This is a genomic window from Nocardiopsis oceani, from assembly GCF_054777395.1.
Window position 1 is genome coordinate 1 of record NZ_BAAHAR010000141.1, and the last position, 555, is coordinate 555.

The 555-nt window shown below is 69.9% G+C and carries 1 protein-coding gene; it reads right to left on the bottom strand.

Features of this window, described 5'->3' with window-relative positions; all coding sequences use genetic code 11:
* Window positions 1-555 (bottom strand): DUF6444 domain-containing protein (locus ACYVDG_RS32735; RefSeq protein WP_460764210.1); only part of this gene is annotated, 555 nt, incomplete at both ends.

A 555-nucleotide genomic window follows, 5' to 3' on the forward strand; every position in this document is an offset into this window, starting at 1 on the left:
TCCGACAGGGCTTGGGCGGTGCGCTGGGCGGACAGGAACTGGCCCAGGTACAGGTAGCAGATGGTGGCGCCCACGTTCGCCCCGAACTGCACGGGCGCTCTCACACCCCGGGGTGAGCGGGCGCGGGTGCGCTGCCCGCAGGGGCAGACCTTCTCCACCATCTGGTGTTCGGTCACCGTGGGCTTGATCGGGGGCAGGTCCACGACCTGGCGGCGCACCAGGCCGGTCCGCTCGGCTCCGGCCAGGTCCGATCCACACCCCTGACACTCGGGCGGTTGGTGTTGCACCACGTGGTCGGGGTCGTCGGTCTGGGTACGGGTACGGCCCTCGTGGCCCGGCTGCCCGCCGGGTTTGCGGCCCGTGCGACGGCGCTGGGACTTGGGTGCGGGCTTGATGAAATCGTCGGAGGAGGAGGGCTTGGAGGAGTTACGCGAGGTCCGGCCGAGCTGGGCTTGAAGCTCGGTGATGCGCTTGTTCGCGTTCTCTAGCTCGGACCGTAGTTGCACGACCAGCGCGGCGAGCTCCTCGTAGGAGGGCGCGGTCTGGTCGGAGGAG